Genomic DNA, 26,478 nt, shown 5'->3' on the forward strand with positions numbered 1-26,478 from the left:
ACACTGCGATTTCAGGGTTATTTTCGCAGTGAGTTGAGTTTGGCCTGGGCGATACCAAACACGGTATCAATCGGGTAACTTCCCATCTCGGAGGCTTCGCCGGCCTCTTTACCAGAGAACAATTTGACTGCCTGGGTGACATGTTGGATAGGCCAAATATGAAACTCGCCCTTCTCTACCGCTTTTACGACATCATGACGCAGCATCAAATTATGGACATTGGACTGTGGAATGATCACCCCTTGGTGATGGGTGCGACCTTTGATCCGACAAACATCAAAGAACCCTTCGATCTTTTCGTTTACCCCACCGATGGGCTGCGCCTCACCAAACTGGTTCATTGATCCCGTGATGGCAATATCTTGACGTACCGGTTGCCTTGAAAAGGCGGACACCACAGCACAAAACTCTGCCATACTCGCACTGTCTCCATCAACACCCCCATAAGACTGTTCAAAGGTGATGTTAGTCGTGAGCGGCACTTTGGCGGTTTTGCCAAACACTGAAGACAGATAAGCCGTCAAAATCATCACCCCTTTAGAGTGAATACTGCCACCAAGATCGACACTGCGTTCGATGTCAATAACCTCGCCATCCCCATAACTGGTGGTCGCCGTAATACGGTTGGTAGCACCAAACATATGATCGCTGGTGGACAACACCGACAACGCATTGACTTGACCTATTGCCTCACCATCGGTCTGGATCAAGGTGGTGCCATCAATAAACGATTCCATTACGTTCTGCTGCAAGCGATTCACTCGCAACTCTTGGCTATTCAATGCATCCTCTACGTGAGTCGCACGGATCATATTCGAGTTTGCCTGGCGCGCGACATAGTTAGACTCGCGCAAAAGGTTGGCAATTTTGGCTGAGTGTAGAGAGAGCTTGGTCTGATCACCGGCCATGCGTGAACTGTATTCGATGATCCGTCCAATCGCCTTTCTGTCACAGTGTAACAGTTTATTGTCATGAACAATGCTGGAGATAAACCGCGCATAGTGAAGCTCCGACGACTCATTGCGTGGCATTTCATCAGCGAAGTCGGCGGTGACACGGAATAGTTCACTAAACTCGGGATCGTAATGTTGAAGCAGTTGGTAGGTGCGATAGTCGCCAAACAAGATGATTTTTACATCGAGTGGGATTGGCTCTGGGTCGAGTGTCACCGCTCCACTGAGCGTTACCTCGCGCTCGAGCGAGGTTAAACTCAACTGGCGTGAGCGCAAAGCGCGCTTGAGTCCATCCCAAACGTATGGCTGCTCGAGCACTTTCTGCGCATCGATAAGCAGTACCCCGCCGTTGGCTTTGTGCAGGCTGCCGGCACGGATCAATGAAAAATCGGTAAATACTGTGCCTTTATAGGTCGCTGTCTCGGTATAACCAAATAGCCGATGGTAATTAGGGTTTTCCTCGACCACGATTGGAAAATCACACCCCTCACGGCTAACCAACACATTGATTTTATACCGCCTTGGCAGTTTTTTATCCAGTGACGCCGCCGCTATCTCGCCTTGCTCTCCCCCCTCTTCGAGGAAGATATCGGCGTTATCGACTATGTCTTTCTGCAGCGCGGAGAGAAAAGATTTAATCTCACTAAACTGTGCATAGTCGATTTTTAACTGCTTGATAAAATGGGCAATAACATCAAGCGTGACCTCATCATTCAAGCGCTTGATCTTGTCGGTGTAGCTCTCTTCCCAATCGGTCAATTGGCGCACCATATCTCGCAGTGTCACCTCAAGATCATCGATACTGCTGCCAAACTCCTCCTGCTGCTTGCGACTCAGGGCATCAAAACTCTCTTCGGTATGCAGTTCATCACCGTTCATGGCGATAAATTGATAATCCCCTTGCGGAGTTAACGTCAAGCTGATGCCCTTCTCTTTTGCAACTCGGCTGATTTTATCTAGCTCAAGCTGTTGTTTCTGGGCGAGTTGATTTTTGAGCCGCTCGGCCCGTGAGATATACATCTCGTTATCAAATGCGAGCGGCATCGCTGTCACCAACTTAGTCATCAATATTTCGATATCGTGCTTTAGGCGCTGGCCAAGCCCACAAGGTAACTTGAGGACTTTTGGTGTACGAATATCCTCGAAATTCGCCACATAACACCAGTCAAACAAAGTCGAGCTATCATATTGGTGGCGATTAAGGTAGCGCAAGATCATGGTCCGCTTACCCAAGCCATTATGACCGATGGCGTAGATGTTGTAGCCTTTTTCTTTAATGTTCATCGCAAACTCAACCGCCTTCTGAGCTCGCTCTTGTCCCACTATCTCATCTAAGGGTGGAAGCTCCTTAGTCGACTTACACGGAAGTTGCTCCAAATCAGCAACGTTATACAGCTGCTCTGCTCGTAAACTCTCTATCGCCATCTTAACCTCCTCAGTCGTCAGCTTCTATCGTGACGTTATACTTGTTCTAGCGGCGCGTTCTTGTAGTTATAGTCTAGTTTAAAAAAGGTTAAAATTTAGTGACTTAGAGCCAGATTGAGTTTAACTGCTTACTTTATAAGCAATTTGAAGTCACCCATTAAGGTATGAGGCAATGGAAAGAGCAAACAGGAAGGGATTTACAATGTAAATCAGCCAATCAGGATTGGATTGGCTGAAACAACATCGGATTAGCAGGTGCTGCGCTCAACATAGCGAACCGGCACCATCAACTTGATCAAACTTGGATCATTCTCTTGAATTTGATCGACGATAATCTTCACCGACTCGCGTGCTAGGCGGGCAAAATCTTGACTAAAAGTGCTGAGCTGGTAACTCACCCACTCTGCTTGTGGGATATCATCAAAACCGATCACTCTCAAATCTTTTGGAATCGATAAACCGAACTCAAAGCGCGCGATATCCATCACGGCCATTGCTAGATTATCCGTTGCGCAAAAAACAGCTTGAGGCTTATCGCCGTTGGACAGCATCTGACGGATCACCTCGATCGACTCTTTGTAGTCATAATTGGCTTCTATCACACGCACAGCTTGACCTGATAAAGCTTCAAATTCATTGGCAAAGCCTTGCTGACGCTCGCCGTTGGTAAAGGTAGGTACCTCACCGGTCAGATAAGCAACATCTGTTACACCTGATTTATAAAAGACTTCTGCTGCTTTTTGTCCTGCTGAGTAGTTATCACTCACAACAAAGCTGGTTTTGGTTCCCTCAACCACGCGAGCGTACTGGACAATAGGAATATTAAACTCAGTACACTCTTCATACAGTGCGGTATTCATGGTGGCTGATGCCGCTATCACCCCATCAACACGGTATTGAAAAATGCTTGGGATAGTATGTTGCAGCGCATCCATTTGCCATGGGATCAACACTGCAGAATAGCCTTGTTTTTGCAATTCGCTACTGATCAACTGGAGGGTTTTCATATGGATCGGATAATCGGCATCCGGGAAGACCAAGCCAATCAGTTTCGATTCATTGGTGGTCAAGCTACGGGCGAACGCATTAGGGCGATAGTTGAGCGTCTTCGCTGCCTCATAAACCTTCTGCTTTGTGCTTTCTGCTACCGAGCTGCCCGGGACGAACACGCGCGATACAGTGGATTGAGACACGCCGGCCAACTTGGCGACGTCTTTCGAGGTGACTTGAGTCTTGGTCGTATTCATTGTTGTCTTTTCTAGCCTACTAATACCCTTGCATGATAACACATTTAGGTACGTAGTCATAAACAGAAAAAGCCTTATTCTAATAAGAATAAGGCTTTAGCTTAACTACTTTAGCTATTTTGGGTACGACCCATTAAGTAATTAGAAGTAGTAACGGATACCCGCTGCGAACTGGTCTTCACGGTTCACGAACTTGTCGCCGTCTAGCTGGTCTTTACCAAGGTCAAATTGGTACTCAGTCCATACTAGGAATTTGTTCTTCTGGAAGTGGTATTCAACACCAGGAACCACTAGCTGACGCTCGTAGTTGTTTGCAAAGCTGTTGCCACGCTCTTCCATGTAGTTATAGATGAACGTTGGACGCAGGCCGTTGGCAAAATCGTAGTAGGTGTAGAATTCACCACCAATGGTGTCCATTAGTGCGTTAGTTACGCTTGAGGTCTCAACTGCTTCCCAGTTTTCGCCAACGTGGAAAGTTGCACCCGCGTAGAAGCCACCGTTAGAGTAGTTTGCGCCAACAAGCATGATACGCATGTGGTCGCCGTCTTTCGCGCCTTCAACGTTGCTTGTTACGTCTTGAAGTTCATTCTGGTGGTAAGCAGCACCTAGAGTTACACCTTCGATGCCCTTGTAAGTCATCGATGCGCCTAGACCGTTTTTCAGTGTCGCTGTAGCACGATTGTTATGCGTGCTCGCTGGAGCAACAGATAGTTCGTGCTCAGAGCCTGAAAGTGCGACGCCTTCACGAGTGGTTTGGTAAGTGAAACCGTAGCTTAGAGCGTCGTTGATCTTGTTGCGGTAAGTGATTGAGTTTTCTGCACGGCCTGCACCTGATGCGATACCCCAGTCAGATAAGTTGTAAACGCCAGAGCCACGCGTACCGAATACACGACCAAGGTCAGTGTACCAAGCTACATCGTAGAAAGTAGACCACTGCTTAGTACCCGCTGCAACTTTACCGAATTTGTCATGCTCAACACCAACGTATAGCAAACGGTCGTAGATGTTGTTGCCGTTTGCGCCAGAGTTGTAGCCCCATTCAGCGTGACCGAAACCCGTCCAGCCATTGTCTAGGCCCTTAGTACCTTTCAGACCGAAACGTGAACTACCACTGTTCCACTCGCCAGCGTGATCGCCGCCTTTGTCTTGGTAACGTACGTCAAAACGACCGTCAAGAGTCAAGCTATCACCCGCTTCGTTTACCCAAGTGTGCGCAGCAGCAGCTGAGCCAGAAGCTAGTGCAGCTAGAATCACTGCAGATAGAGTCGATTTTTTCATATTGATTCTCGTTAATTCGGACGCACCATGCCACCGTGCATGTTTGCCCGTTATAAAAATAATATTTTGAGACGTACCCCATCCATGAGGTACTAGTTGAGAGCCCACCGGAGCCGAGAGGGGTCTCCAGTGGAAATGACTTAGGTCATTCCAAAGCCAACACGTGACTATTGGCTTTGGAACAGACACTCAGTTGTGCGAGGCACCGTCACTGACCTGCTCCGGACAAACTCGCCGATAACTCTGAAGAGCGCTGAGACTATTGATACTGATAACCATCAGTCTCTTCAGAGTGTCTTATCGCAAGTTTAACAAGGCAGCGTTAGCGTCTCGTTTAACTCAGTACCTGATTAGTAAGAAGGGTTCAGGATAGTAGAAGTACGGTCAAATACGTCTAGACCTTGCTGCTTCAACCAGTATGGTAGGTCGATCAGTACCCAGTTCTCAGATAGCTTGTCGCCGTCACGGTAGTAAACATCAACAACTTGCATGTCCGCACGAACTTCGCCGCCAGGCATACCTAGGAAACCACCGATTGGGGTGTTTGATAGGTTTGGCCAACCGAAGAAACAAGAGAAGCTGCCTTCAGCGAAACGACATACGTGGCCGTTAAACTTCTTGTCTTTTAGGTTGTTACGGAACGGCAGCTGGTGCTGCTGTTGGTAACGTGGGATAGTGTAAGAAGCACCGATACCACATGGGCCGTACCATACCATGTCTTTTGACCAGCTCATCTCTAGAACTTCTGGTGGACAACCCATCGCGCCGCTGTCGTTTAGAGCAGACAGGTCAGCAACCATCTTGTTTACTAGATCTAGAGTCGCTTGACCTTCTTCAGGTGCTGCGTCTTCGAACAGTAGACCGTCGTGGTTACGAGGACCAGGGTAAGTGAAGTGACGACCCGTTGATGGTGGTAGTGGGTAGCAACCCGCTTGGTCCATCATGCCTAGAAGGTCTACGAATAGGCCAGTCTTAGTGATTTTGCCGTTTTCAACACAGTTGAACTCAGCGTAACGAAGGTTCATGATCTTACCAGTTGGGCGCATGCCTAGGTACTCAGCGTCGAATAGACCCATGAAGTGACCCATGCTCATTACCCAGATTTCACCTTCAGTTACTTCGTTTTCACCGCCGATAAATACATCTTGACGACGCTGCATGCGTGTCATTGACTTCATTAGAGGAGCCCAGAATACGTCTGCTGCTGCTTCTGCGCCTGCTTGCTCACGGAATGGGTAAACGCCGCGGAAAAGGTAATCTTCTGAAGTGTGTGCTTTTAGTACTTCTGCAACGTTTTCGTGAGTTGCGTTTTCCATTGCATCGAAGTATTCACGTACGATGCGTTTAGCTTCTTGATATTTAGACATAATTATCTCTCTTTTAGTCTTCGAGACCGAAAGTTTGGAACAGGACTCGATATTCTTTATTGCCGGCGACGTGTGTATCGCCGACAAGTTATTCTTAAATCTTGCTTAAGCAGCTTTCTTCTTGTTGAAGATGCCGCCTTTTAGCGTCTCTGGTAGTGAGAACCACAGTAGACCCGCTAGAATCCATACGATTGGTGAACCCCACATCGCAGTTTGTAGGTCAGAACGCTCTTGGATAAAGACTAGTACCATTGGCGCCCACATGCCGATTAGACGACCACCGTGGAATAGCGCTGCACCGAAGCTACGTAGGTGTGATGGGAATAGCTCAGAGAAGTAACCACCCCATACCGCGCTTGATGCTAGGCCGAAGTTGTAGATTAGACCTAGGATAGCCAGTAGGTTTAGACCCATGAAGGTCACATCTGAAGGCGCAACGAAGAAGATTGACGCCATGATACCTGCAAGGATGAAGCCGATTGCGTTAACTTTACGACCCCATTTGTCAGCGATCGCACCCCAGCACCATGCACCTAGAAGGCTACCGAATGCAGAGATAGAGAAGATGATACCCATTGTTGTACCATCGAACATACGTACTTCTTTTAGGTACGTAGTCACGAAACCGTTAAAGAACTGGAAGCCGTAGAAGTTCAGACCTGACAGTAGTAGACAGGTAAGAGTGATGCGTAGGTTCGCGCCGCGGAACATCTCGCCCCAAGAGCCTTTCTTCTGCTCTACTGGCTCTTCGCCTTCTTTTGCCTCTTGTACTTCTTCACCGTAAGCGATCACTTTTTTGTCGCTTGGTAGGATGAAGATCATTGCAACAGCGGCCACTAGTGGAGGAATACCACCAACTAGCATCATGTTTTCCCATGCTGCGTTGATGCTTGATAGGTATGCTGCATACGCACCCATTGCCATTACTGCAACAGAGAACATGCTTGATGCAAATGCCGTCAATTTACCGCGTACAGAGTCTGTAAATAGACCGATCATTAGAGAAACAGCAACAGTAAAGTAACCACCTAGAGCGATACCAACGATGAAACGCATTGCAGCCCAGCCTTCGTAGCTGGTAAAAGTCATGTTTAGAATGGTCGCTGCACCGTTGATGGCAGTAATAGTGATAAGAACGTTCTTCTTACCAAAGCGTGATGCAAACCACGCACAGCTTAGGGCACCAATTAGAGCACCTAGTGACTGCCATGTGTAGAACTGAGCAGTGTCTGCAAGGTCGATCGCGTCATATGCGTCAACAATGTAAGGGCGTACGTAGTCAATAACAACAAAGTTGTAACAGTAAAAAACGTAACCCACAAGTATCGCTAGATACGCTGCAGCACGTTGTACCATTGGCACTTCGCTCATGTGTTTCTTGGTTGTCATAACCGAGAATCCTCTATTTATCTGATAGTTACTTATAATTAACTGGGGTTTCCCACGATTATTGCACGTGTTCTCCCCGTTGATTCGGGGCGAATATTAAAGGAAGTTGCCAGTAAAAAAAAGTGATCAAGGTCAAATTCGCAATGAATACGCACCCAAAACCCATCCAGGCATACAATTTTAGTGATCATGATCACACAAATACGCAAAATCGACTAAAATGAGGAAGAACTAGCCTTGAATATTGATTATCATCTCTGCAAACAAGGATGAACATGAATAATAACAAGAGTTTTGGAACAACATTTAACCAATAAACTATAATACTAAAGCGAGAAACCCCCACCAATGGTTACGTATTCAAGCATTTTGGTCATCGTACTGTACCTTGCGATAACGATACTCATCAGTTATCTGGTCAATGTGAAGCACAAAAGCGGCGGCGACTACTCGACCGGCGGCCAACAGTTTGGTTGGTTTACTGCCGGCGTCTCTATTTTGGCTACCTACATCAGTGCAATGACCTTTGTCGGTATGCCCGGGTGGGTATTCAGCGATGGTATGACAGCGATGAGCATTCATCTCAATTACCCTATCGTGATCTTCTTTGCGACGATATTTTTCGTCCCAGTATTTTATAAGCTGCGCCTAACCTCGATCTACGAGTACCTTGAGCTGCGTTTTGGCGTATTGGCCCGAACGATCAACTCAATCGTATTCATTCTAGTACAGTGTATTTCAGCCGGGGTGATTTTGTATGCCGTGGCACTGATCTTAGTCCAAGTACTACCGATCTCGATTTCCGAGGCGATCATCTACATCAGTATCTTTACTGCCTGCTATACCTATGCGGGGGGTATTTCTACTGTAATTTGGACCGACATGCTGCAATCTTTGGTGTTGATGATCGGTACGGCATGCATTATCTCGATTCTTTTGGTCAATGTAGCCAGTGGAAACACGGCAGCGCCCTCTTATGAGATGTTGACGGTTATTGATAGCTCTTTTGATCTTGGTGTCGATACCACAGTATGGGCGGGTGTATTCGCAGTGACTTTCTTACACCTGAGCGTCTACGGCACCAACCAGTTGATCATTCAGCGCACGCTGGCGACTAAGTCGGTGGAACACGCAAATAAGTCTATGCTGCTGTGTGGCTATGGCGCCTTCTTTATCTATTTGTTGTTTGCGGTACTAGGCATTCTTCTCACGGTCTATTATGATGGCCGCGTTTTTGAGAACAGTAACGAAGTGATCTTGGATTTTGTGTTCAATCACACCAACCCAATTGTGATTGGTCTGATCATCTCAGCACTTGCGGCAGCAGCCATGTCTACGCTCGACTCAACCTATAACTCGATTGCTACGGTTGCCACTTTCGATATTTACAAGCGCTTTATTAACCGTGACGCCGAGGCAAAACACTATGATGCGACAGCACGCAAGCTTAGCTTAATTGCAGCGGCATCAGTTATCGCCCCTGCTCTGTTTGCGATCTCAAATGAATCAGTATTAAAAACCATCGCTAGTCTCACCTCTATCTTTGTCGGTATCCGACTCGGATCGTTTGTGCTGGGTCTGTTTTTTGCCAAGGCCAATGAGAAAGGGGTTATCGTTGGTAGTATCACCAGTATTATTGCGGTGTTTATCGCCCAAGGCAGTAACATTGCTTGGCCATGGTTTGCACCAATCGGCACAATTGTGTTTCTAATTTTTGGTGTTGCCACTAGCCACGTATGGGGTCAAAACTCCCCTGCAAATTTGAATTTTATTCAAACGCAAAAGCGTTTGATTGTTAAACCGACGATGGGCCAGTACGGTCTGTTGGTCTTTGCGGCGATCACCATTGCTGCATGTTTCGTTATCCCTGACTGGCTGTACGCAGCCTTTGCCTAAAATTAAGTCAGGATATTACTCTTAAGGGTTCTTCTAATGTTATCGATTTTTGATATCTACAAGATTGGTGTTGGTCCATCTAGTTCACACACAAATGGTCCAATGATCGCGGGTTACAACTTTATCCAAATGCTGGGTGAAGATGTAAAGAAAGTGTCTCGCGTGCAAGTCGATCTCTATGGCTCACTGTCACTGACAGGTATTGGCCACCACACGGATCGTGCCACTATCTTGGGTCTGCTTGGCAACAAGCCTGATACTATCAACATCACTGCCGCAAACCAAAAGATGCGCCATGCTATCGATAATGGTGAACTGGCTGTGGGTGGCGATCACCTAATCGCATTTGATTACCAAACCGATATGCTGTTCCACGAAGATAACCTTCCTCTGCACGAAAACGGTATGACTATTACTGCGTTCGATGCACAAGGCAAGCAACTGGGCTTCGAAACCTACTACTCAATCGGTGGTGGCTTTATCGCAACCGCAGAAGAGCTGGAAAATGGTACTGGCAGCTCAGAGAAAGACGTTGAGTTCAGCTTTACTAGCGCAGACACCATGCTGGCACAAGCTGAAAAGAACGGCCTAAGCTTGGGCGGTATGGTGCTACGCAACGAGCTGGCATTCCAAGACCAAGCGGCTATCGATGCCAAAGCCGAGAAGATCTGGGATGTAATGAGCAAGTGTATGGAGCGTGGCTTCCAGACTGAAGGCATTCTAGACGGTGGCCTAAATGTGACACGCCGCGCCCCTAACCTACTGAAAAAGCTTGAAGCGAATGCGGTTATCGAGAATGACCCAATGGAGATCATGGACTGGATCAACCTGTTTGCCTTCGCTGTCAGTGAAGAAAACGCAGCAGGTGGTCAGGTTGTAACTTCACCAACCAACGGCGCAGCAGGCGTAATCCCAGCGGTATTGGCATACTACCACCGCTTTATCAAAAATTTGGATGTGAAGCAGCTTAAGGACTTTATCGCTGTCTCCGGTGCGATTGGTATCCTATACAAAACCAACGCTTCAATCTCTGGCGCTGAGGTAGGCTGTCAGGGCGAGATCGGCGTGTCGTCGTCAATGGCAGCAGCCGGTCTAACGGCTCTACGTGGCGGCAGCAACGAGCAGATCTGTATCGCAGCAGAGATCGCTATGGAGCACTCACTAGGTATGACCTGCGACCCAATCGGCGGTCTAGTACAAGTGCCTTGTATCGAGCGTAACGCAATGGGCGCAATGAAGGCGATCAACGCATCACGCATGGCGCTTAAACGCACCAGCAAGTCACTAATCTCTTTGGACAAGGTTATCGAGACCATGTACCAAACGGGTAAAGACATGAACAAGAAATACCGCGAGACGTCACTCGGCGGTCTGGCTCTTATTCATTTGGCGCCGCCTTGTGAGTAATATTTAGATTAATTTATCGCTTTAAGCCCAGTCGTATTTACTGGGCTTTTTTATGCGCTGGATGCGCAGATCACTGCGTTGCGAGAGGCGAGGACGCTGCGCTCGAGAGGCGAGTGGTTGGTCACGTGTGGTTAGGATCTCGATTCTCGACTCTCGAATCTCGCCTCTTCTTTAGAAATAACTGTTAGACTTAACTACACACGATTTTCGAGATTTTGATATGAGAACACTGGGCAACATTATTTGGTTTCTTTGTGGTGGCGTGATCATGGGGTTGATGTGGTGGATTTTTGGCCTGTTAGCCTTTATCACCATTGTTGGGATCCCTTGGGGACGTGCCTGTTTTGTGATGGGGAATTTCTCCTTCTTTCCATTTGGCTACGAGGCGATTGCGCGCGATGATTTGACCATGCGACATGATATTGGCACAGGACCGCTTGGGTTTATTGGCAATGTGATCTGGTTTTTGTTTGCGGGTATCTGGCTGGCGATTGGTCATCTGACCTCGGCAGTGGCATGTTTTGTGACGATTATTGGTATCCCTTTTGCCTTGCAACACCTCAAGTTAGCGTTGATCTCCCTTGCACCGATAGGCAAAACGGTCGTGCCAAAGGAAGTCGCTGCGCGAGCAATATTTGGGCGACACCGATAAAGCGATATGCGGCATTATGCTCTAAGCTCGTCACCTGCTAATACCAATTCATCTATATTGCTTTAGTTTGTGGTGCAGATGTGTTTCGAACTAAAGCAATTGGCCTATATAGACCTAATTGTTTTCATTCCCCCTCGGCTGGATAACCGTCTGTAGAGCTTTGCCCGTGAGTGAAACTTAGCTCTAAATTTTGTACAACTAGAACCCTTCGCTGACTGGCCCCAAAGTGCGCAAACCAATCACTCTCTACTCACTAAAGTAACTTTGCAATTTGTCTCTTAACCATTGGTTGGCTGGATTTTTTCTCATTCGCTTATGCGTAAGTAGCCCAAACTGAATCGGCGAATAGCTAAATGGTGGCTCAAGTAACTGAAGATCCAATTTATCCACGAACAGACTTGCTACGCTTTTCGCTGTCACCGCGAGGCAATCGCTGCTCGCCACCATGGTCATCTGCGACATCAGTGACTCCGCCTCAGCAGCGACTGTGCGCTCTCTCAGCTCACCCTGAACATAGTAGCTGGCAAGGTGTGTGTCCTCTCGTCGTTTGCTCAATGTGATGTGCCGCTCTTGGTAATACTGCGCCAACGACAACGTCTGTTTAACCCGAGGGTGACCCCGACGCGCAATCACACACATCTGATCGTCATAAAGGGGTTGTGACACAAAGGCGCTAGCTGATTGATTAACGAAATCAACGGCCAGGTCCGCTCGCTGCAGGTTAAGGTTATGCAGCAGTTGCTCATGGCTGGCACGTGAGGGATGCAACTCAATTGTGACCTGACCCAGTGAGGGATCTGACTCTATTTTAGGCAGCAATATCAGCATCATTGGCTCAGAGGCATATACTACAAACTTGCGTTTGTGCTGAGTAGAAAAACCACCCAACCCCTCCAGCGCGTTATTGATCTGAACTAGAGCAGGTTCAGTATGACGGTGTAGTTCATGCGCCTGCTGGGTCGGCGCAATCCCGCGGCCTTCGCGGACAAACAACTGCACTTTGAGCTTGGTTTGTAAGCGTTTCAACAAGCCACTGACACCTGGCTGGGTCATATCTAATTCTTCCGCTGCTAGCGTAATTGAACCGTGTCGATAGACGGCGTTAAACACCGTCAACAGATTCAGATCGAAATTCAACGCCATTTGCAATCCCACTCATAACAAACCATGATATTTAGTATACAGACTCATGCATTAATTTGTATGAATCGAATCCGTAAAGTAGAGCTCAATTCGATACTAACCACGATTGAGGCTGACTATGACTAACCGACTGACCTTATCCCTACTCGCCACTTCCGTAATTGCTACTTTCTCTGTGCAAGCTGAATACTCAAGCCTAGAAAATTACCAAGGCAAGCCTGCGACAGCGCATACTATTGAGGCTAACAACCAATTGGCAAAATCACTGCCATGGCAAGATACCAGTGCTTTTGAGCGCACTCAAAAGGGACTCATGGCTGAGTTTGGCGACCACGAGGCGGGTGAGCTGAAAAGCCGCTTTAGCTATATGCAAGGTATGCCATTGCAGAATGTGCCTGACTCGGTTAACCCATCAATTTGGCGCCAAGGCATGCTTAACTACGCCGCAGGCGGTCTATATCAAGTGACTGATGGGGTGTATCAGATCCGTGGTGCTGACCTATCCAACATGACCATTTACCGCACTGATAACGGCTATGTTATCCATGACCCGCTGCTGTCAAAAGAGGCGGCTGCCGCATCATGGGAGTTTGCCAAATTACACTTGCCAGCAATCAACGGCGAGCACAAGATCATGGGCATGATCTACTCGCACATGCATGGTGACCACTTTGGCGGCTCGCGTGGCATCGTTGAGTCTGGCGACTTTGCCGAGGATGCACCGATTTTCGCTCCCAAGGACTTTATCAAAGAGCTGGCTGATGAAAATGTAATTGCCGGCACAGCGATGAGCCGTCGCGCCAACTATCAATATGGCACAACCCTCGACAATAACACCAAAGGGATCGTGGACAACGCACTGGGACTTGGCACCTCACGCGGCAAGGTGACGCTGGTTGCGCCGACAGAGGAAGTGCAACAACGTGAAGCCCCTATCACCATCGACGGGCTGGAGTTTTTAGCGATTAATATGCCAAGCGCTGAGGCACCAGCGGAGATGGTACTGTATGTTCCGAAATATCGCTCTCTAAATACCGCTGAACTCACCTATGACGGCATGCATAACATCTACACCTTCCGCGGGGCAAAGGTGCGTGATGCGCTGATTTGGACCAAGTATCTTACTGAGCTCAAACTGCGCTTTGTCGATAGCGGTTTAGTGGACAATATTCACGCCGCGCACTCAGCGCCAGTCTGGAATGATCCCGCAACCGACATCAACGAGATCTCTAAGTACATGACACTACAACGCGATAATTACGGCTTTATTCATAATCAGTCTATGCGTCTAGCTAACCATGGTGTGACGATCAATGATGTCGGCCGAGAGATCGAGAAAATTGTCCCACAAGCTCAGCGCGATACCTGGCATACCAACGGCTATCACGGCTCCTACAACCATAACGCACGCGCAGTGGTAAATCTGTACCTGGGTTATCATGACCTTAATCCAGTCAATACCAACCCTCTACAAACCCAAGACAAATCATGTGTCTATGTCGAAGCTGCGGGGGAAAGTGCTCTTTATCAAGCTGGGATGAATTATTTTGAACAAGGCGATTATCAAGCCGCTTCACAGCTGTTTAATGACCTGGTGCAGTGTGATCCAAACAATCAGCAGTATCGCTTTGCATTGGCGGATAGCTTCGAGCAGCAAGGCTACCAATCAGAGACCATGGCATGGCGTAACTCTTACTTGCAGGCTGCGGTAGAGCTGCGCTCGGGAACGATTACCCCATCGATCAAACTGGCCTCTCCGGACGTGATTGCCAATACCCCTACCGGTATGTTCCTTGACTTTATGGCGGTGAGATTAGATGCCCAAAAAGCCGAGCAAGCGGAACTCGACTTTAATCTAGGCTTAATTCATCCTGATCTCGATGAGGCATTTTACGCTGAGGTTTCGAATGCAAACATGGCTAACATTCAGGTTGTCGAGTTGCCGAAAACCGATGTCACTGTGACGATGGCAAAGACCGATATGACCAAGGTTGTGCTAGGTAAAACCACTCTTGAAAAGCTAGTCAAGGATGGCGCTGCCACCATCGAGGGCGACCAAGAGCAATTGAGTCAGCTTATCGGTGCATTAGACGAGTTCGATGGGTTGTTCGACATTTTGCCAATGCCGAACTAGCTCTTTGACCACCCCTTATCACCCCTATTGGGTGATAAGGGGACTCAACGTGTGAGGCCGATTCTAATTAAATTAGAATTTGTAAGCTAAGCGGTAAATAAGAATATCACCGTAGCCATCCGCACCTAGCTTGTTGTGGTAGTAACGGTACATCAAAGTTGCATTGATCTTATCAGTCACATCCCAGCCTAGGTTTAAACCACCGTTAACACCGGTTTTACCGTCGTTGTTATCGGCGTAGTCGCTGTTACGTAGCATCTCAATCTCGGTCCAATTACTTAGTAATAGGTTTTGACCAAAGGCTTCAAACGCGTAGCCCGCTGCCCAACCAAGCGTGGCACCGTTAAAGCCGTTTACGTTGCGGTTGGCTACAAACTCGTTGTATACCGTGGTGTAGTTCGCTGCAACCCAAGGTGTGAACCACCAGCCATCACCACCGATATCTGTGTAACCAAAACCTAGGAAGCTGTTGGTCTCTTTGATCTCAGTACCTTGTGTGCTGTACACCTTAGTAAAGATGCTTGCACCTGTATCGCCCAGGTAGGTGTGCGCTTGTAGGTTCATGGTCGCAGTCTGCTGACCAGAGTCGCGATCTAGGCCCTCAAAGTCGTAAAAACCAAATACCTCACCCCATTCGAAGTTCAGACCACCCTCAATACCAATCAAGGTTTGGTCAAATTCGCTTTCAGACACACCGTGACCCCACGCTTGATAATCAAGGTGGATATTACCCCAGCCTGAGTATTCGCCGGCCACTGCGCCAGTCGCCATAAGAGAACAACATAAAAGTGAAGAAGATACTGCTTTGTTCATTGGTTTTATTACCGTGTTTATTTTAGGACGAGCGTCACCATGCCCAGTACACCAAAGATGGGCACAGCGACTAAAAAGTAGTGGGAGAGGTTATCTCCCACAAAGTGAATTAATTAAATGAGAGAAGTAAGCCGACCAGCGCTGCACTCATTAGGTTAGCCAAGGTCGCAGCAAGGATAACTCGCACGCCCATTGAGGCGATAAATGGCTTCATCTTCGGCACAATCGTGCCCAGCACACCAATCATTGCTGCCGGAGCAGAAAGGTTGGCAAAACCAGCCAGTGCCATAGTAATGATGGCTTGACTGTTAGGGCTCAACGTTTCGCGCACCTCAGAGAATCCCATAAAGGCAACAAATTCATTCAATACCAGTTTTTGGCCGAGGAAGTTACCGGCGATCATGATCTCATCGCTAGGAATACCCAACAAATAAGCCACTGGCGCAAATAGATAACCAAAGATGGCTTGCAGAGTAACATCTTCAATACCAACAAGCGCAAATAGGCTCCCCAACATGCCATTCACCATGGCAATCAGGGCAATCAGGGCCAAAAGCATCACACCAATCGCTGCAGCCATTTTTAGACCATTAAAGGCGCCGCTGGTCGCCGCTTCAATCACGTTGATTGGACGGTCCTCTTCCTGATAGATCTCCAGCTCCACATCTTGTGGCGTCTCGGTTTCAGGGTAGATAATTTTGGCAAACAATAGGCCCGCTGGCGCTGACATAAAGGCTGCAGAAACAAGGTATTTGATCTCGATACCCATGCCAGCAAAACCCACCAGCACAGAACCCGCGATTGAGGCAAAGCCGCCTGTCATTAAAGCAAATAGCTCTGACTTGGTCATTTTTGGTGCGTACGGCTTCATCATCACAAACACATCGGTATTACCGATAAAGATGTTTGCCGCCGCTGCGGTCGACTCAGCCTGAGAAGTCCCTAGCACTTTCTGCACCGCCATCCCCAGATATTTCACCACGCGCTGCATAATGCCGAGGTAATACAGCACCGACATTAGGGCGCTAAAGAAGATGATGATAGGCAGAACATGAATAGCAAAAATAAATCCAGAACCAAAGGCGCCTAAATCACCAAACAAGAAGCGAATGCCCTCGCCTGAGTAGTCCATAATCGAGCTAACGGCATTAGAAATACCCACCAGCATGATTTGCCCTGCAGGAACAAACAAGATAAAGGCGGCAATAGAGGCCTGGAGTAATAGCGCGATACTAACGGTGCGAAAATGAATCGCCTTGCGATTGCAAGAGAATATCCAAGCGATAAAAAGCAGTGTGGCAACACCACACAAAGGGATTAGAGTTTGCATTAAAAAGTTTAACCGTCAATTAAGCGTTGAAATAGGTCGACAAACAGGTGGTCGCGTTCAATAAATTTGATCACTCGAATTGGATGGCGTCGCTGATCGAAGCTCCAAGTCAAGTTATCGTTCAGTACTGGTGAAGCCTGAAAAGTCTCCGTGTACCAGTTCGAATCTAATAGATAGCCGACTGGCGCAATATCCCAAATCACCTTGCGATTGGCGAAGCCAATCCACGGGCACTTAGGTGCTTCAGTTGCAAGGTAGTCACCAATCTTGCTGGTACCGGCCAAATAGTATTGCAATTCCGGCACGGAGGTCGCCAAGGTGTTAGTCACTCCCATGCAAGGGAACAGCGTCAAAGCCACACCCGAGTCGAGCAGAACTCGGCTGGCATCGAGGTCTTGTAGCAAATTGAACTCTTGGGTGTCGTGCCAATCGAAACTGTGACCGCCAAGCCACAACACATGTATTTTCTTAACGATCGACGGATCGGCAATCAAGGCGTGAGCGATATTGGTTGGCGCGCCAATACTGATCACCTGCAGCACACCATCACAAGCATGGGCACGAGCAATAAGGTCTTCCACCGCCTCAGAGCGCTCAGGCGCATCACTTTGATACACATAGCGGCTTGAGCCACGGAAAATCTGGGGTTTACGTTCTGTCTCGACACGCTCTAACACACGCTCAATCTCTTCAAAGCTCAGGGTCATACCCACTTTTGGGTCCGCCACTGGCTCGTGGGCATCGTCAAACATCGCGTTGGTAAAGGGCGCTGCATACACCGCTTGAAGATCAATGCGATCGCTGCGTAGCATCGCCCAAGCAATGGCAAATTGATCATCAATCTCGTTGTAGGTATCGCTATCAATGACTATTGCCACCTTACCCTGCTTTGGCACGTCCATATTTGCCATGCGCTGAGCTAATGTAAGTGGCTCAAAGCTTGCCGTCATTTGGGTCAATCTTGGTTGATGTAGGTTCATTAGAATTTATCCTGTTCAGACATTCTGGCTTTGGCAAGAGCGTATTCCGGCATATTTGATGCCCCTTTGCGCTCCACAGCGAGTGACGCATAAGCGCAGGCAAACTTAATCGCATAATCCAGAGATTGATCGTTGGCCAAACATGCTGCCAATGCACCGTTAAACGAGTCCCCTGCCCCTGAGGTATCAGTCACCACTGCTCGATACGGTGGGTAGTGGCGGTAGTGTGTGCCGTCGTACATCAAGGCACCTTTGCTGCCAAGGGTAATGATCACCACCTTAACGCCCATTTGCTGGATCGCCGCCGCGGCTTGTTTTGCGGTCTCAACATCAATGACCTTAACCCCGGTGATATCTTGTGCTTCGGTTTCGTTTGGCGTCAGGATATCGACTAGGTGCAGGATTGAGTTACACTCCTCAATGTATGGCGCGGGGTTGAGTATCACTTGTGAGCCACTCTGACTGGCACATTCAACCGCCAGTTTGGTGGCAGAGAAGTTATTCTCTAGCTGAGTCAAAAACACCTTTGATTTTTCAATCAGGTTATATTCTTGATGGACCTCGAGATCAGAAATGGTTTTGTTGGCACCAAGATCAATCGCAATAAAGTTCTCTCCCGATAAATGAGAGACAAAAATTGACGCGTTACCAGTATGACGATGCTCATTTTCAAATATGGTAAATGAGTGAATATCGGTACCAGAGAAATATTGCTTGGCCTTAGTACCAAACTCGTCATCACCAATTTTAACCGCTAAGTGCACGGATTTATTGACCTTAGCTGCGGCCGTGGCTTGGTTTGAGCCTTTGCCACCAGCAAAAAAATCGGTCGATAGTGAATGGATCGTCTCGCCTTTTCGCGGGAAATCGGGAACTTCAGAAACGATATCGATATTGAATGAACCCAGTACGTAGACACCCAATGTGTCCTCGTTATCTGCATTCATACTTTCAAGTTCCTGATTATATTTGTCAGTGAGCGCACTCATAATACTTTTAATGCCTACTTGCTTTAATAATTCTTTATTTTGTTTTGCGAGTCTTGCTCCACCAAAGAACAGCTCTGCGATGCCGGAGTCTGCTAATTGTTTTAAATCTCGTCTTATCGTTCGATCCGTCACCTCTAGCAAACTTGCTAGCTCTGCAACGGTAACCTGCTTATCTTTGAGTAATAGCGAACGAATAGTGTTGATTCGTTGTTGCTTGAGCATATCGCCTCCCGTTACAGCACATGATATTGGCATCACACAGCGAATTCTGATGCTGACAACTCAATTATAGAACCGCTTCGGACACCCCCTGTCCGAATCACCATTATGCGCAACAGCAACACACCAAAAACCCAACTAACTCAGATCAAAAGCACAACTTTCAATCCCAATTAAACGTTTGCGTTCAAGCAAATCACCTTCCGGCCAGTCGCCATGGTTAATGTTTACCCATCTCATGGGTACGTATTCTTGTGCTATCAACAACCACAAATCTCCTCGCTCCTCGCAGGGCAACGCCCGTCACCGAACCTCGCCCCCTTGCATCAGTTTTTCCAAGAAAAGAAATACCCAAAAGTCCGGTCTATCTAAAAAGTGTGTTACCAACGGATTGTGCCCATGACGATGAAAGCGTGTTTTCCCTCTGTCCCTTTAGAGGCCCCAAGTTGTTTTGCTGGCAATAGTGAAAGCCCTGTACGCGCGTGGCTTGAGCAATATCAGGCGAGCAAGTTTAAATTCAGCCAAGGACAAGCACGTGCACTTTCTCGCCTGCTACCCTTACTGGTATGCGGCGAACAAAGTTCCCAATGGGTTTTCTATAACGAGTCACAACGACAAAAGTGTAAATCGAGCGAAGCAATCGCTCAGGACGATTTCAAGCGAATCGTATTAGATGAGAAATACCATGAGCAAGCACTCGAATGCGTGCGCCGTCAGCTATGCGAACCTGTTGACATCTTGTCTATCAAGCGGCGTAGCCAGCGTTTTTTCACCTCACTTGGCGCGCGCAAAACCATTGAAGAGCACTTTGCACAAATCGCTTGTCTTGATGCGCTAGTGTGTAAGCTCATGCTGTTGATTGAGAAAGGTCGTCTAGCTCCTCAGCACCCATTCGTGCTGTTGTGCCGCGCGATAAAACAAGATGAAGCCAGGCACGTATCGGTATCGAGAAAGCATGCGCTAATGCTGGGCTACGATAGATCACAATGGAGAGAGATGAACGCGGTGATCTCACGGCGACTGTTTGAGCTGCTCAATACTGAACGGGCGGCTTTTGGCGAAATAGGTGTCCAATTGGACGATATTTTTGACGTGATCAGTGCGTAACGACTGCGACTTTAACGGAGAGATAATCAATGAGTGTGACTTTCTTACCCGGCAAAGTATCTTTATTGGCTGCCAGTCATCAGTTCCCATCACAGGTACTGAGCAATACCCAACTGATATCGGCACTCGAGTCGTTATCAGGTAAGCGCTACGCCAAGATCGCAGCTCGGATCGTACCCTACTTGGGAATCGAACAGCGACATTTCTCGCGTAGCATTAGAAAGGCTGTCAGCAGCCCTGCCCCTTGCAACTCTGATCTTGCTGAGCAAACCGTCCGCGCCTTAGTCAGGCAAACGCAGCTAACCCTTGATGATATCGATTTCCTTATCGGCCACACTACCACTCCAGATACACAACTGCCGCCGAACATAGCATGGGTCGCTGAAAAACTCCGATATCCGGGGCCTTTTATGGAGCTGCGCCAAGCCTGTACAGGCTTTGCCAATGCACTGCAAATCGCTATCCCGCGCATTGCTATGTTATCCAAGCCCATCGCTATCGTTGGCAGTGAAACCGGCTCGGTTTATTTTGACTACAAGCCGGACTTTCTAGATAAATCCCAACTCGTCAATTACATGCAAATGGGTGACGGTGCTGGGGGGATCATTGTGGCGCCTGAAAATCGCCAGGGTATCGGCACTATCTCAGATTGCTTTACCGGACAAATCGGCATCGACAAGTCTCCTGGACTATCACTCGATGGTGGCTCGTTGTCCGCTTATACCCATGACACCAAAGTGCGCTTTCACCACAATGCTAGCAAGGTACGTGAGAATGGTCAGGCTTTATTCGAGGCGAGTATTCAAGCCTTAAAGAGCCAGGGTTATCAGTTGGGCGACTTCGACTATATTATTCCACATCAAGCCAGTGGCCATATCGATAGCATGCTCTCTGAAGCACTGGATATCGACGCGACTAGGATTATCAATGATGCTAAGTACTGGGGAAATTTAGGCTCGGCTGCTATTTGGTGCAGTTTTTCAAACCTAATAAACAATGGCAAATTAAAGCCAGGGGCAAAGATCGCTATTTTGGGCGCAGAGGCGACCAAGTATATGTTTGGTGGGTTTGTTTATACTCACCGGTGTGGGTGCTCCACTCACATAGTGTAATAGGATATACCCAAATAAAACACACTGTTTAGCTGCGCCAGCAAGTCAATGAGCGTTACGACCTAACCTTGAGAGTTAAGTCGTAACGCCACGACTAACTAAGGCTTATCGACCGGCAACCTTTAGCACCAATTTACCCACATGACGTTTATGCTGAAAGTCCTCTTGAGCTTGAGCAATCTCTTCAAGTGGATAGCTCTTAGCTACCAAAGGAGCTATCTGACCTTTTTCGATACGCGCAACAAGGTTACCAAATACTTGTGGCTCTAACACGGTGCAACCAAAAAAGCTCAAGTCTTTGAGATACAGTGTGCGAACATCCAATTCAACGATTGGGCCAGCAATCGCACCAGATACCGCGTAGCGGCCTTTCGAGCGTAGGATCTCAAGCAGCTTTGGCCAAGCCGAGCCTGCAACCAAATCAATCACAACATCGACACTGTCAGCGCCGAGCGCTTCCAACAAATCCTGACCACGTTCAATCACGCGCTCAGCACCCAGTGCCATCAGTTGCTCCTCTTTGCCTGCACCGGCAACAGCAATAACTTTGGAGCCGCGCGCTTTTGCAAGTTGCACCGCTGCTGAACCCACCCCGCCAGAGGCGCCTGTTACCAGCACCGTATCCTGTTCACTAACCTTAGCGCGCGTTAGCATATTCTCCGCCGTCGAGTACGAGCATGGGAATGATGCCAGCTCAACGTCCGTCATTGAGGTCTCAACTTTGTAAGCATGTACCTCCGAAACCACTGTATATTCAGCAAAACCACCGTCACACTCAGAGCCAAAGTACCAAGGTGCATCCAACTGTTGACCGTTAATCTTCTGCAGCGATGGTTCAATCAAAACGCGCTCACCAATACGTGACGAGTCAACTTGACTGCCTACCGCAACAATGTAGCCGCAAACATCCGCCCCTTGAATACGTGGAAATTGCAAAGCAGTGCCTGACCAGCTTGCATCTTCACTCGCGTTTTCGTTTTTCGAGTACCAACCAATGCGGGTATTGATATCGGTATTGTTAACACCTGCGGCAGAGACCTTGATCAATACCTCGTGCTCTTTAGGCTGTGGCACTGAGACGCTCGGATTGATTTTTAGCATCTCTGGGCCACCGTGACCGATCATTTGTACGGCAGTCATCGTGTTTGGTATTGAAGTCATGTTTATTTCTCTTTGATTAATTGATTGACGGTAAATTTCGCGATATCGATAGTGGTCTTTCCCACCAGCGGCCAAGCATTGGAAGCACCCTCGTGAATAAGAAAGATCGCGCCACCAAGTTGCTCGCAGCCAGACAGGTTAGCTAGATAGGCTCTTACTTGTTGCTTATGCTCACTAACCACCTGCTTGATCTCAGGGTTATCGGGAAAGTCGGTCAATGCGTTGGTTGACATGCAGCCGTTAGGTGCCTCAGTCTCCATCCAACTTTCAAGCCGATCGAATATCTGACTTAGCGCCTCGCGAGGTTCACTGGCTAAATCACACATTAGATGTTGCAGGTAGCGACGATGTCGGTGCTCCAAAGCGCCAATGATCATCGCCTCTTTTGAGGGGAAGTATTTATACAGCGTGCGCAAGCTAACGCTGCACGCCTTGTTGAGTTTAGCCACACTCGGTTGAGCGAAGCCATATAGACTGAATGCACTTTCCAGTTCAGCGGCAATCTGCTCTTTCACACACTCTTCTCCACTAGGTATAACGTTTATTCTACTTAGGGTAGAGTAAACGTTATACCTTAGGCAAGTGTTTTGTGTCTTAAACGGGCTACTTAGTCACCGATGTGGCGCTGGATGTTGGGTTTAACCATCCCACTCATTTTTCTGATGCATTTAATAAGTTGACGGGGATGACACCAAGCCAGTACCAGCGAGAGGCTGAGCAGAAGTTAGTCATAACCAATTTAGCGCTTGAGATATTGCGTACTTATACCCAGTTTATTTCGGCATAAAGCAAAAAGCCTGCTAATGCGCAGGCTTTTATCACTTAATCCACATAGGCTCAGAACATGATCTGATAAGCAGTGCGGTGACGGTAGATCTCTTTTGGCTGCAGTATTGGGCAGCGGTTTTGCCAATCCGGATTGTTCGGGGCATCTGGGAAGTACTGAGTTTCTAACGCAACACCGTCATACTTGGCGTATTGCTTGTCAAAGCCTTCAATACCATTTAGAAAATTACCTGTGTAGCATTGCATCCCTGGTTTGGTTGACTTGACCAACAAGGTGATATCATTTTCCGGTGCGACCAGTTTAGCCAATACAGAAACAGAGTCACACACCTCAGGCTCAAACACAAAGCAGTGGTCATATCCACCAGCAAGTTTTTGGTCGCTGTCTTGCAAAAAGTCGCGTCCGATTGATTTTGCCACACGAAAATCAAAGCTTGTCCCCGCCACACTGCGCAGCTCGCCAGTTGGGATCGCGGTTTGATCGGTCGGCAAATAATGATCAGACAAAATCTGTAGCTGATGCTCGAGAGCACTTCCATCGGCATTTTCAGCACTGAGGTTAAAATAAGCATGATTAGTTAGGTTGATTGGACACGCTTGATCACACGATGCGTAATAATCAATCGTCAGCTCATTAGATTCACTTATTTGATAAACAACCTTGACCGCGAGGTTACCTGGGTAGCCCTGATCACCATCGGCTGAAGCAAGCTCAAACACTACACGACTGGTGTTGAACTCGGTAATTGCCCAGCGACGCTGATCAAATCCAGCGTCACCGCCATGCAATGAGTTAAGTCCATTATTGATTGGTAACTGATAGCGTTTACCATCAATGCTGAACTTACCATTGGCAATACGGTTGGCAAAACGTCCGACTGTTGCCCCCATATAAGCCCCATGCTGTACAAAAGCTTCAATGTGCTTGGGTCTGATCAGTAACTCTCTGGTTTCGTCGCCTACTGGGGCGCAAAAACTCAGCCATGTTGCCCCGATATCCATAAAAGACGCCGTCACGCCATTGCTGTTACGCAGATGTACCACTTTAGCCGCTCGACCATCGCGATAAACACTTTGTGTCATTGCTTGTTCAAGCAACTCTAACCCATCCAACTGATCGTTCATTGATATGACTTCGCTCATTTTCAATCCTTGTAATTATGATTTGGCTAAATATTACCACTGGTCTTACCGGCTAACCGTGATCAGTTTATCGTTTGTGTAAACGTTTCCACGCAAATGTGTATTTAGTGAATAGTACACCATAAGCGCATGATTGCCGGAGGCATTATTTCTTTGGCAAGCATAGGTTACCAAAAGGTAACTAATTGATAATTCATGCAAGCATGACTAAATTGATTAAGGTAAATCGACAACCTGAATATGGAGTGACAGCAATGGCGACTTCCTCAAAGCTTAAAGCTGGTGATCAATTCCCCTCAATAGAAGCCACCCTTCTTGATGGTTCTTTAGTACGACTTGGTAAGCCAAACAGCCCTGCTACTTGGCAGGCTGTGTTCGTGTATCGTGGTAGACATTGCCCATTGTGCACCCGTTATCTTAACGAGCTAGCGAGCTATAAACAGGCGTTCGCTGACGCTGGCGTCGACATTGTTGCGGTATCGGCTGACTCGAAAGCTCAGCTTGAAGCACATCTTGAGAAACTGGAGATTAACTTCCCTATCGCATACGGACTGACAGAAGCGCAGTTAAAAACGCTTGGCGTTTATATCTCAATACCAAGATCAGAAAAGGAGACCGACCATAACTTCGCAGAGCCTGGTCTGTTTATTGTTAACGAAGAAGGGAATCTGCATGTGGTGGACATTTCAAACAACCCATTTGTCCGACCCGAACTTGGAGCGTTAACGCGCGGTCTGGCTTGGATTAGAGACCCAGATAACCATTATCCGATCCGCGGGACACTAGCATACTAAACGGAGCAGTCAAATAAGTGACACTGGCAAGTCCAGCGTCACTTATTTAACGAGTTCTATTTGATGTGCCTCTGACCATAGGCGCAAAGACTCAAGAATATCCAGTGCACTGCGACCAAACTCGGTGAGTTCGTAACACACCGCTAGTGGTTTTTCACACAGTACGGTGCGGGTGATCATACCCTCGGCTTCCAGCTCCTTAAGTCGTTGGTCGATCATCTTCTTACTGGCTCCACCAAGCATTCGCGCTAAATCATTAAAACGCACCGGGCCATCTTTAAGGTGATAAATCAAAGACCCCTTCCACTTTCCGCCGATCAAACGCATGCCCTTTTCGATCGCACATGGCTCCGAACACACGTTAGCCACTGACTTGCGACCACGTTGGTCAATACTGATTTTACTTTCCATATCTTTCCTACAACTCATTACATCCAAGTAACCCTTAATGACGACTTGCCATCAATATAGGGTCACTTGGTTTGTTTCAGACACATTCGATGACTAAAATGCGCCTGTTAGAAGTGGCGATCGAGGTGCGCTGCAAAGCGCGCGAAATCACTCTCAATGTCTGCGTTCTTCATCACATCGTAACAGGCAAATGTCGGTAGCGCCTGCATACCAAAGAAACGGAAGTTCGCATGCATGTGCAGCATAAGATCATCAACACTCTTACCTTGGAACAAGTACTCTTCTTGATCGTCAAAGGACTCTTGTGGCGCATTTAATGTTAAAGAAAGCATGTACTTACTCTTGGTTCTTGTTCCACCAGTCCCATAGTTCTTCTTTGGCTCTTGTTCACTTCGACCATCAAAGTGGCACAGTGCGCCACCCATGCCCGCAGTAAACACGTCATCCATATACTTCTTGAATGACCAAGGCACTGTCATCCAGTTGATCGGCGATTGAATGATCACGCGGTCAGCCCACTCAAAATGGCTTAGTTGCTCATCAACCACAATATCGTCTTGCATCGTCACCACACGAACTTGATGCCCTTTTGCGCCAAGCGATGTCACCGCCATATCGACAAGACTGGAATTTAGTTTACCCTTTGAGTAAGGAGAAGGCTCGTGGGCGTTGATAATCAATACGTTACTCATAATATAAATACCTTGTTGAAATACACATTTAGCTTGTCGACTCGCTATGT

At 47.7% G+C, this 26,478-nt stretch carries 22 protein-coding genes and 1 pseudogene; 8 read left to right on the plus strand and 15 right to left on the minus strand.

The window, feature by feature from the left end:
- Positions 1 to 17: 17 nt before the first annotated feature.
- The 5 genes from ACZ5R2_RS20430 to ACZ5R2_RS20450 all read right to left on the minus strand — a co-directional run bounded on the left by ACZ5R2_RS20430 (position 18) and on the right by ACZ5R2_RS20450 (position 7,659).
- A complete protein-coding gene (locus tag ACZ5R2_RS20430; RefSeq protein ID WP_464902787.1) occupies positions 18 to 2,378 on the minus strand; it encodes a Lon protease family protein in 2,361 nt (786 codons plus the stop codon).
- Positions 2,379 to 2,626: 248 nt separating this feature from the next.
- A complete protein-coding gene (locus ACZ5R2_RS20435; protein ID WP_464902786.1) occupies positions 2,627 to 3,625 on the minus strand; it encodes a LacI family DNA-binding transcriptional regulator in 999 nt (332 codons plus the stop codon).
- A gap of 141 nt (positions 3,626 to 3,766) precedes the next feature.
- The gene (locus tag ACZ5R2_RS20440; protein WP_464902785.1) at positions 3,767 to 4,903 is read right to left on the minus strand and encodes a porin; all 1,137 of its coding nucleotides are present in this window, start codon (positions 4,901 to 4,903) and stop codon (positions 3,767 to 3,769) included.
- A 350-nt stretch (positions 4,904 to 5,253) separates the two neighbouring features.
- Positions 5,254 to 6,270, minus strand: coding sequence for an ester cyclase (locus ACZ5R2_RS20445; protein WP_464902784.1), 1,017 nt, complete (start codon positions 6,268 to 6,270; stop codon positions 5,254 to 5,256).
- Positions 6,271 to 6,375: 105 nt separating this feature from the next.
- Positions 6,376 to 7,659, minus strand: a complete 1,284-nt coding sequence (locus ACZ5R2_RS20450) for an MFS transporter (protein ID WP_464902783.1) — start codon at positions 7,657 to 7,659, stop codon at positions 6,376 to 6,378.
- A 348-nt stretch (positions 7,660 to 8,007) separates the two neighbouring features.
- On the opposite strand from ACZ5R2_RS20450, the gene ACZ5R2_RS20455 reads away from it, so the two are divergent.
- From ACZ5R2_RS20455 to ACZ5R2_RS20465, 3 genes are all read left to right on the plus strand, one after another.
- A complete protein-coding gene (locus ACZ5R2_RS20455; RefSeq protein ID WP_464902782.1) occupies positions 8,008 to 9,555 on the plus strand; it encodes a sodium:solute symporter family transporter in 1,548 nt (515 codons plus the stop codon).
- Positions 9,556 to 9,591: 36 nt separating this feature from the next.
- Positions 9,592 to 10,962, plus strand: coding sequence for an L-serine ammonia-lyase (locus tag ACZ5R2_RS20460; RefSeq protein ID WP_464902781.1), 1,371 nt, complete (start codon positions 9,592 to 9,594; stop codon positions 10,960 to 10,962).
- Positions 10,963 to 11,182: 220 nt separating this feature from the next.
- A complete protein-coding gene (locus ACZ5R2_RS20465) occupies positions 11,183 to 11,614 on the plus strand; it encodes a YccF domain-containing protein (RefSeq protein ID WP_464902780.1) in 432 nt (143 codons plus the stop codon).
- 246 nt (positions 11,615 to 11,860) lie between these two features.
- On the opposite strand, the gene ACZ5R2_RS20470 is transcribed toward ACZ5R2_RS20465, so the two are convergent.
- Positions 11,861 to 12,757: a LysR family transcriptional regulator gene (locus tag ACZ5R2_RS20470; RefSeq protein ID WP_464902779.1), complete on the minus strand. Its 897-nt coding sequence runs from the start codon at positions 12,755 to 12,757 to the stop codon at positions 11,861 to 11,863.
- A gap of 118 nt (positions 12,758 to 12,875) precedes the next feature.
- Here ACZ5R2_RS20470 and ACZ5R2_RS20475 point away from each other — a divergent pair, with 118 nt between their 5' ends.
- Positions 12,876 to 14,891: an alkyl/aryl-sulfatase gene (locus ACZ5R2_RS20475; protein WP_464902778.1), complete on the plus strand. Its 2,016-nt coding sequence runs from the start codon at positions 12,876 to 12,878 to the stop codon at positions 14,889 to 14,891.
- Between the two features lie 72 nt (positions 14,892 to 14,963).
- Here the strand turns inward: ACZ5R2_RS20475 and ACZ5R2_RS20480 are convergent, their stop codons facing one another.
- The 4 genes from ACZ5R2_RS20480 to ACZ5R2_RS20495 form a co-directional block, all read right to left on the minus strand.
- Entirely contained in the window at positions 14,964 to 15,704 is a 741-nt protein-coding gene (locus ACZ5R2_RS20480) for an outer membrane protein OmpK (RefSeq protein WP_464902777.1), read from the minus strand.
- Positions 15,705 to 15,813: 109 nt separating this feature from the next.
- On the minus strand, positions 15,814 to 17,034 hold the full coding sequence (locus tag ACZ5R2_RS20485) for a NupC/NupG family nucleoside CNT transporter (protein WP_464902776.1): 1,221 nt from the start codon (positions 17,032 to 17,034) through the stop codon (positions 15,814 to 15,816).
- Between the two features lie 8 nt (positions 17,035 to 17,042).
- Complete coding sequence (locus ACZ5R2_RS20490; RefSeq protein WP_464902775.1) at positions 17,043 to 18,014, minus strand: nucleoside hydrolase; 972 nt, start codon at positions 18,012 to 18,014, stop codon at positions 17,043 to 17,045.
- Entirely contained in the window at positions 18,014 to 19,225 is a 1,212-nt protein-coding gene (locus ACZ5R2_RS20495; RefSeq protein ID WP_464902774.1) for a ribokinase, read from the minus strand. The genes ACZ5R2_RS20490 and ACZ5R2_RS20495 overlap by 1 nt, the downstream gene beginning before the upstream one ends.
- 396 nt (positions 19,226 to 19,621) lie before the next feature.
- On the opposite strand from ACZ5R2_RS20495, the gene ACZ5R2_RS20500 reads away from it, so the two are divergent.
- Together ACZ5R2_RS20500 and ACZ5R2_RS20505 are read left to right on the plus strand one after the other, a co-directional pair.
- Positions 19,622 to 20,329, plus strand: a complete 708-nt coding sequence (locus ACZ5R2_RS20500; protein WP_464902773.1) for a hypothetical protein — start codon at positions 19,622 to 19,624, stop codon at positions 20,327 to 20,329.
- 29 nt (positions 20,330 to 20,358) lie between these two features.
- On the plus strand, positions 20,359 to 21,441 hold the full coding sequence (locus ACZ5R2_RS20505; protein ID WP_464902772.1) for a 3-oxoacyl-ACP synthase III family protein: 1,083 nt from the start codon (positions 20,359 to 20,361) through the stop codon (positions 21,439 to 21,441).
- A gap of 105 nt (positions 21,442 to 21,546) precedes the next feature.
- Here ACZ5R2_RS20505 and ACZ5R2_RS20510 read toward each other — a convergent pair whose 3' ends face one another.
- Both ACZ5R2_RS20510 and ACZ5R2_RS20515 read right to left on the minus strand, forming a co-directional pair.
- Complete coding sequence (locus tag ACZ5R2_RS20510; RefSeq protein ID WP_464902771.1) at positions 21,547 to 22,602, minus strand: alcohol dehydrogenase family protein; 1,056 nt, start codon at positions 22,600 to 22,602, stop codon at positions 21,547 to 21,549.
- 2 nt (positions 22,603 to 22,604) lie between these two features.
- A complete protein-coding gene (locus tag ACZ5R2_RS20515; protein ID WP_464902770.1) occupies positions 22,605 to 23,117 on the minus strand; it encodes a TetR/AcrR family transcriptional regulator in 513 nt (170 codons plus the stop codon).
- A 98-nt stretch (positions 23,118 to 23,215) separates the two neighbouring features.
- Between ACZ5R2_RS20515 and ACZ5R2_RS20520 the strand changes: the two are divergent.
- Positions 23,216 to 23,389, plus strand: a pseudogene (locus ACZ5R2_RS20520) (helix-turn-helix domain-containing protein); the annotation flags it as partial.
- Between the two features lie 50 nt (positions 23,390 to 23,439).
- On the opposite strand, the gene galM reads toward ACZ5R2_RS20520, so the two are convergent.
- Positions 23,440 to 24,531, minus strand: coding sequence for a galactose-1-epimerase (gene galM, locus ACZ5R2_RS20525; RefSeq protein ID WP_464902768.1), 1,092 nt, complete (start codon positions 24,529 to 24,531; stop codon positions 23,440 to 23,442).
- A 254-nt stretch (positions 24,532 to 24,785) separates the two neighbouring features.
- Between galM and ACZ5R2_RS20530 the strand changes: the two genes are divergently transcribed.
- Entirely contained in the window at positions 24,786 to 25,325 is a 540-nt protein-coding gene (locus ACZ5R2_RS20530; protein WP_464902767.1) for a peroxiredoxin family protein, read from the plus strand.
- Between the two features lie 42 nt (positions 25,326 to 25,367).
- Here ACZ5R2_RS20530 and ACZ5R2_RS20535 read toward each other — a convergent pair whose 3' ends face one another.
- Positions 25,368 to 25,736, minus strand: a complete 369-nt coding sequence (locus tag ACZ5R2_RS20535; RefSeq protein WP_464902766.1) for a winged helix-turn-helix transcriptional regulator — start codon at positions 25,734 to 25,736, stop codon at positions 25,368 to 25,370.
- Positions 25,737 to 25,843: 107 nt separating this feature from the next.
- Positions 25,844 to 26,428: an NAD(P)H-dependent oxidoreductase gene (locus ACZ5R2_RS20540; RefSeq protein ID WP_464902765.1), complete on the minus strand. Its 585-nt coding sequence runs from the start codon at positions 26,426 to 26,428 to the stop codon at positions 25,844 to 25,846.
- Between the last annotated feature and the right edge of the window lie 50 nt (positions 26,429 to 26,478).

Source organism: Vibrio sabulosilitoris, assembly GCF_055391395.1.

Excerpts from the sequence above, each read along its gene's own strand:
- ACZ5R2_RS20480 (WP_464902777.1), bottom strand. The coding sequence starts at position 15,704 with ATGAACAAAGCAGTATCTTCTTCACTTTTATGTTGTTCTCTTATGGCG.
- ACZ5R2_RS20490 (WP_464902775.1), bottom strand. The coding sequence starts at position 18,014 with ATGAACCTACATCAACCAAGATTGACCCAAATGACGGCAAGCTTTGAG.
- ACZ5R2_RS20450 (WP_464902783.1), bottom strand. The coding sequence starts at position 7,659 with ATGACAACCAAGAAACACATGAGCGAAGTGCCAATGGTACAACGTGCT.
- ACZ5R2_RS20445 (WP_464902784.1), bottom strand. The coding sequence starts at position 6,270 with ATGTCTAAATATCAAGAAGCTAAACGCATCGTACGTGAATACTTCGAT.
- ACZ5R2_RS20435 (WP_464902786.1), bottom strand. The coding sequence starts at position 3,625 with ATGAATACGACCAAGACTCAAGTCACCTCGAAAGACGTCGCCAAGTTG.
- ACZ5R2_RS20500 (WP_464902773.1), top strand. The coding sequence starts at position 19,622 with ATGACGATGAAAGCGTGTTTTCCCTCTGTCCCTTTAGAGGCCCCAAGT.
- ACZ5R2_RS20485 (WP_464902776.1), bottom strand. The coding sequence starts at position 17,034 with ATGCAAACTCTAATCCCTTTGTGTGGTGTTGCCACACTGCTTTTTATC.
- ACZ5R2_RS20430 (WP_464902787.1), bottom strand. The coding sequence starts at position 2,378 with ATGGCGATAGAGAGTTTACGAGCAGAGCAGCTGTATAACGTTGCTGAT.
- ACZ5R2_RS20510 (WP_464902771.1), bottom strand. The coding sequence starts at position 22,602 with ATGACTTCAATACCAAACACGATGACTGCCGTACAAATGATCGGTCAC.
- ACZ5R2_RS20440 (WP_464902785.1), bottom strand. The coding sequence starts at position 4,903 with ATGAAAAAATCGACTCTATCTGCAGTGATTCTAGCTGCACTAGCTTCT.
- ACZ5R2_RS20495 (WP_464902774.1), bottom strand. The coding sequence starts at position 19,225 with ATGCTCAAGCAACAACGAATCAACACTATTCGTTCGCTATTACTCAAA.
- ACZ5R2_RS20475 (WP_464902778.1), top strand. The coding sequence starts at position 12,876 with ATGACTAACCGACTGACCTTATCCCTACTCGCCACTTCCGTAATTGCT.
- ACZ5R2_RS20460 (WP_464902781.1), top strand. The coding sequence starts at position 9,592 with ATGTTATCGATTTTTGATATCTACAAGATTGGTGTTGGTCCATCTAGT.
- ACZ5R2_RS20535 (WP_464902766.1), bottom strand. The coding sequence starts at position 25,736 with ATGGAAAGTAAAATCAGTATTGACCAACGTGGTCGCAAGTCAGTGGCT.
- galM (WP_464902768.1), bottom strand. The coding sequence starts at position 24,531 with ATGAGCGAAGTCATATCAATGAACGATCAGTTGGATGGGTTAGAGTTG.
- ACZ5R2_RS20470 (WP_464902779.1), bottom strand. The coding sequence starts at position 12,757 with ATGGCGTTGAATTTCGATCTGAATCTGTTGACGGTGTTTAACGCCGTC.
- ACZ5R2_RS20505 (WP_464902772.1), top strand. The coding sequence starts at position 20,359 with ATGAGTGTGACTTTCTTACCCGGCAAAGTATCTTTATTGGCTGCCAGT.
- ACZ5R2_RS20455 (WP_464902782.1), top strand. The coding sequence starts at position 8,008 with ATGGTTACGTATTCAAGCATTTTGGTCATCGTACTGTACCTTGCGATA.
- ACZ5R2_RS20530 (WP_464902767.1), top strand. The coding sequence starts at position 24,786 with ATGGCGACTTCCTCAAAGCTTAAAGCTGGTGATCAATTCCCCTCAATA.
- ACZ5R2_RS20540 (WP_464902765.1), bottom strand. The coding sequence starts at position 26,428 with ATGAGTAACGTATTGATTATCAACGCCCACGAGCCTTCTCCTTACTCA.
- ACZ5R2_RS20465 (WP_464902780.1), top strand. The coding sequence starts at position 11,183 with ATGAGAACACTGGGCAACATTATTTGGTTTCTTTGTGGTGGCGTGATC.